Origin of the sequence: Limnospira sp. PMC 1279.21, assembly GCF_032349615.1 — a bacterium.
GTDB lineage: Bacteria > Cyanobacteriota > Cyanobacteriia > Cyanobacteriales > Microcoleaceae > Limnospira > Limnospira fusiformis.
In genome coordinates this window covers 74,848-79,818 of record NZ_JARPLU010000001.1, presented here as the reverse complement: position 1 = coordinate 79,818, position 4,971 = coordinate 74,848, and the positions used below count along the sequence as shown (strand labels likewise).

Annotated in this window: 5 protein-coding genes; 1 reads left to right on the top strand and 4 read right to left on the bottom strand. The window is 43.1% G+C overall.

Annotated elements, in window-relative coordinates; all coding sequences use genetic code 11:
- Positions 1 to 158 precede the first annotated feature (158 nt).
- Genes P5683_RS00315 through panB form a run of 4 tightly spaced genes read right to left on the bottom strand, consistent with a single transcriptional unit; the run spans position 159 to position 3,114 of the window.
- Entirely contained in the window at positions 159 to 743 is a 585-nt protein-coding gene (locus tag P5683_RS00315; protein ID WP_006624579.1) for a shikimate kinase, read from the bottom strand.
- 16 nt (positions 744 to 759) lie between these two features.
- Entirely contained in the window at positions 760 to 1,659 is a 900-nt protein-coding gene (locus tag P5683_RS00310; protein WP_008051129.1) for a LapA family protein, read from the bottom strand.
- 55 nt (positions 1,660 to 1,714) lie between these two features.
- Positions 1,715 to 2,338, bottom strand: a complete 624-nt coding sequence (locus P5683_RS00305; RefSeq protein ID WP_006624582.1) for a flavin prenyltransferase UbiX — start codon at positions 2,336 to 2,338, stop codon at positions 1,715 to 1,717.
- The gene (panB, locus tag P5683_RS00300) at positions 2,338 to 3,114 is read right to left on the bottom strand and encodes a 3-methyl-2-oxobutanoate hydroxymethyltransferase (protein WP_006624583.1); all 777 of its coding nucleotides are present in this window, start codon (positions 3,112 to 3,114) and stop codon (positions 2,338 to 2,340) included. Before panB ends, P5683_RS00305 begins: the two co-directional genes overlap by 1 nt.
- 96 nt (positions 3,115 to 3,210) lie before the next feature.
- On the opposite strand from panB, the gene P5683_RS00295 reads away from it, so the two are divergent.
- Entirely contained in the window at positions 3,211 to 4,836 is a 1,626-nt protein-coding gene (locus tag P5683_RS00295) for an alpha/beta hydrolase (RefSeq protein WP_315641711.1), read from the top strand.
- The last annotated feature ends 135 nt before the right edge of the window (positions 4,837 to 4,971 follow it).

Sequence of the window (4,971 nt, the reverse complement as noted above, 5' to 3'; positions counted from 1 at the left end):
AAGAAACCCGGTTTCTCAAAGAAACCGGGTTTCTGGAAATCTGGGGGAGAAACCCGGCTATAATTATTATCGGCTGAGAAACCTTATCGGCTAAGAAACCCGGTTTCTCAAAGAAACCGGGTTTCTGGAAATCTGGGAGAGAAACCCATCTATAATAATTAATTAAGGTGTGATTCAGTCTGCTTGAGGATATTAGGGATTTTAGTAATAATTTGTTCGGCAATTTCTGAGGGTTTTTCATCCTCATTGATAGCAATAGAAATATCGGCTTGTTGATAAAGATGTCGCCTAGTTTCCAGGATATTATCGAGGCGAGTGAGGGGGTCTGGGTGTTGTAGTAGAGGTCGGGTTGTGTCTCCTTTCAGACGTTCATATAAGCAATGAGTTGGAACATCTAACCAGACAATGATACCATGTCTTAAATAACTCCAATTCATCCGTTTAATCACAACCCCTCCCCCAGTAGCTACCACTAAATGTTGATAAGCACAAAGACTAGATAGGACTTGAGATTCTAAGTTCCTAAATTCTTCCTCCCCCTGGGTGGCAAAAATTTCGGGAATGGCTTGTCCCGCCACTTGACTAATCAAAACATCGGTATCAAAAAACTTATAGCTTAATCGATTAGCCAATATCTGACCTACCGTAGATTTTCCCGCCCCCATCATACCAATTAAATAGATGTTAATTCCTTGTATTTGTTCTAAAACCATGAGATTGTCTAAAAGTCCGAAAGTGATCATAACTAGCTAGATAATTTTAGCCGATTTCATCCTCATCATCAAAACCCCAATCTTCCTCATCAGATTGAATTTTGGTAGGGGGAGAAGGGGGATTAATTAGGCGATAGTCTGCATCATAAACTGATTCGGTACGACCAGCACCGGAATTTTGACCGTCTTTATAATTGAAGGAATAGACGGAACCTGACCAGGATTCTTTTTGAGGTTGTTGCTGTACTTCAAAGGTTTTTCCGGTGTTTTCTGGGGGTGTGGGAGTGGTGGTGGGGGTGTTTTCTGGGGGTGGAGAAGTGGGGGTGGTTGGTGCATTCTGGGGAGGTAAATTATCCCAATCTTCATCAGTATTAGGAGAGTTTAGGGGATTGATATCGCGTTTATTCCAGGATTCTGATTCTGATGGTTTGGGGGTAGTTTGTCTAACGGGTGGGGTTTCTGGTTCATTTTGGCGATCGCTATCATTTTCATCCCAACTATCGCTAACTTGGCGGACTTCGGTTTCCCAATCATCACTATTTTTGTGAGTTTTGGGGGATTGATTTTTGGGGGTAGGGATAGGGGGTTGATTTTCCGGTTCTAATTCTAGTTCAGATTGCAAATTATCCCACTCCGAATCATCGGCTTGTGGTGACGGGGGAATTGCTGGATCAGGTGGGTTAGGTTGGGGGGATGGTTGTATAGGTTTTTTACTGGCTTGAGGACGTGACGGAGAGGGGGTGTAAGAGAGTTGGAATAAACTGGCAATCATCAGAGAGGTGAATATACCGATGAAGAGGGCAATTAGTAGCCACACCGACAAAGGTAAAGTGGGTAATTGCATCCCTAAAAATACTAAAGATATGGCGGGGGAAAGATTTTGTATGGTGAACAATATCAAACCACCGACTATAATCAAAATAGCGATCGCACTTTTTCCAGACATCACATAAATAACCCCATCGAAATCGAAAATATCAATAACTAATTAGGAAATTCCCTCAGAATTCATCAGGTTTCCACCGACGCAAAGGTACACAATCAATCTCAAATTGATCGAGGGTTCGCGCTACCACAAAATCTACCAAATCCTCAATAGTTTGGGGATGATGATACCAAGCGGGGATAGCCGGGACAATCCGCGCGCCTGCTTCTGCTAAAGTAGTCAAATTTCGCAGATGGATAAGACTTAGGGGAGTTTCCCGTGGCACAATTACCAATTTTCTACCTTCTTTTAATTGTACATCTGCCGCCCGTTCAAGTAAATCGGAACTGAGACCTTGGGCAATTTTAGCCACTGTACTCATACTACAGGGAATGACGATCATACCGATAGTGCGAAAGGAACCACTAGCAATATTAGCGCCTACATCCTGCCAAGGATGACAACGCAGTTTTCCCCCGGTTTCCACCCCGGCTTGTTGTCGCCAAAATAACTCCTGGCGCGCGCTATCTCCAGGCATTTGCAAATTATTCTCCGCTTGCCATACCATGTAGGAAGACTTGGAGGCTACCAATTCGATAGCATAATCGGCTTGTAGCAGGTATTTTAAGGCGCGGACTGCATAAATGAGTCCCGAAGCACCGGAAACGCCAATAATCAGGGGTCTGGTCGAGGTGGTCATTAGGGAAACTTCCCTTGTTGAACTTCTGTGCAGAATTGTGTCACGGCGTTGGTAATGGTATCGTGCAGGTTAGCGTATTTTTTGGCAAAGGGTGGTTGCCAGGGGGTTAATCCCAATATATCAGAGGTTACCAGCACTTGTCCGTCGCAGTAAGGACCCGCGCCAATACCGATAGTGGGAATGGTTAGTTGTTGGGTAATTTCCGCCGCCAAGTCCTTGGGGATATGTTCCAGGACTATAGCAAAGGCTCCCGCTTGTTGTAAGGCGATCGCTTCTGATAAAATACGTTCTGCTGCCACTGTGGTTTTACCTTGTTGGCGATACCCTCCCAATTGATGTACAGACTGGGGAGTTAAGCCGACATGACCCATAACGGGAATACCCACTTTGACTAAGGCGCTGACTGTATTAGCCATTTCATCATAGCCCCCTTCTAACTTTACGGCGGATGCTCCTGTTTCTTTCAATACCCGTCCGGCTGAATGAATCGCCTGTTGGGGACTTTCCTGGTAGGTCAAAAATGGTAAATCCACTACCAATAGGGATCTTACCACCGCCCGACGCACTGCTTTGGCGTGGTGCAACATTTCCTCAAGGGTTAGCGGTAGGGTGGTTTCGTAACCTAAACCGACCATGGCTAGGGAATCACCGACTAGAATAATATCAATACCTGCTTGGTCGATAATTTTGGCGATCGCATACTCATAAGCAGTTAGCATGGTAATTTGGTGTCCCTGCTGTTTCCAATCGATTAATTGTTGGGTGGTTACTGCCATAATTGTTTGTAGGTTTAGGGATTACAGGTTGCAGAGTCTTGATTTTATCAAAAACTGAACCACTGTCTCATCCTAAGTTTCACACTGAGAATACTAATGCAGCCCAATTATATAATACTTGGTCTCAAGTTGATCACTCTAGGGGTCTCCACCCTGGTAGCGATCGCTACCCCCACTCAAGCCGCTGATTTTTTGCGTTTTTCCATCGGAAATAGAGATGTTTCTATACCTGTCGATGTTTTAGAAACTTATATCGAAAATCCGCCCGACCATTCCGAAAATCACAAGTTAGATAATGTCGCCAATTTATTGAGTCCCAAAATCCAGACACAACTGCGGGACATATTAGCGAGACGTTATCAGTTTAGTGATGCCGAAATCAGGCATTTATTGAGTTCTCCGATGGTAGCAGATTTTTTAATTCAGATGGGAGATATTATCGAAACCGAACCCGGTGCTAATGGCGCAGATGCCATCCGAAATGCCATGGTATCAGCCAGTAGTCTCCCCGACGGATTTACCCTCATTGATATGATGCGAGAGTTTCCTAGTCCTAGTATTTATATGAACCTAAATGAGGCTTTACAAGCATTAACTAATGTAGCGATTTTAATTGAGTCAACTAATGATATAATTGCCGACATCAAAAGACTGGCATCTTCCCAAGGACAAACTGCTGGAAATATTGATTTTAGTCAATGGCGCGACTTACGAAAACCCGGAAAATTTCCAAGTTCTAAATACACCTATAGAGTTAGTGATTCAATTCGCGATCGCCAATTTAATTTTGATTTATACCTCCCGGAAACTACTGATAGTAATATCCCCACTTTAATCATATCTCATGGTTTAGCATCAGACCGCAGTCGCTTTGAATACCTCGCGCGCCATTTAGCCTCCTATGGTTTCGCCGTAGCTGTTCCTCAGCACACTGGTAGCGATTTTCAGCAATTCCAAGACTTGTTAATTGGGAAAGTATCAGATATGTTTAACCCGCGAGAATTTATAGACAGACCCCTTGACATTTCCCAAGTATTAGATTATCTGGAATCATTAAATCGTGGAGATTTAAGCGATCGCCTTAACTTGGATAATGTCGGAGTTCTCGGACATTCTCTCGGAGGCTATACAGCTTTAGTCTTAGGGGGTGCGCCGCTGAATTTTGCACAACTGAAAATCGACTGCAATCAAGATAACTTTTCCGTTAATCCTTCCTTGTTTCTCCAGTGTCGCGCCCTAGAATTACCGCAAACCGACACCAACTTGAGAGATGAAAGAGTTAATGCTATCTTACTTATAAACCCTTTAAATAGTAGTATCTTAGGAGAAGCAAGCATCAATCAAATCCAAATCCCGGTGATGATGGTAGCCAGTGGCTTGGATATATTAGCACCAGCAGTATTAGAACAAATCCCAGCTTTTAATTGGTTAACCAATTCCCACCGATATTTAGTTTTTAAAGAAAAAGATAGTCACTTTTTTGATATGAATCAATACACGGCTGAAGCCATACCCAACTTAGGAGGTTTAACTCGTCCAGCCACAGAAATTTCTCGGGGATATATGAAAAGTCTAAGTGTAGCATTTTTCCAAACCCACATAACTAATAATCCTGAATATGAGCAATATTTACAAGCCGCTTACGCTATCCATATCAGTGATGCTGCTTATCCTATCCATTTGATATTACCGACTCCTGACCAGAAGCTAGGAGTTAAATAAAATGACATAAATAAATATTGACCCTTGACAAAAATGTAGGTTGGGTGAAACCCAACAAAGAGAGTAGTAGGTTGGGTGAAACGGAAAATGTAGGTTGGGTGAAACCCAACAAAGAGAGTAGTAGAGTAGTAGGTT

What these genes read in the sequence shown, in the direction of transcription:
- P5683_RS00315 (WP_006624579.1), bottom strand. Translation starts at nt 743, where the DNA reads ATGATCACTTTCGGACTTTTAGACAATCTCATGGTTTTAGAACAAATA.
- P5683_RS00310 (WP_008051129.1), bottom strand. Translation starts at nt 1,659, where the DNA reads ATGTCTGGAAAAAGTGCGATCGCTATTTTGATTATAGTCGGTGGTTTG.
- P5683_RS00305 (WP_006624582.1), bottom strand. Translation starts at nt 2,338, where the DNA reads ATGACCACCTCGACCAGACCCCTGATTATTGGCGTTTCCGGTGCTTCG.
- panB (WP_006624583.1), bottom strand. Translation starts at nt 3,114, where the DNA reads ATGGCAGTAACCACCCAACAATTAATCGATTGGAAACAGCAGGGACAC.
- P5683_RS00295 (WP_315641711.1), top strand. Translation starts at nt 3,211, where the DNA reads ATGCAGCCCAATTATATAATACTTGGTCTCAAGTTGATCACTCTAGGG.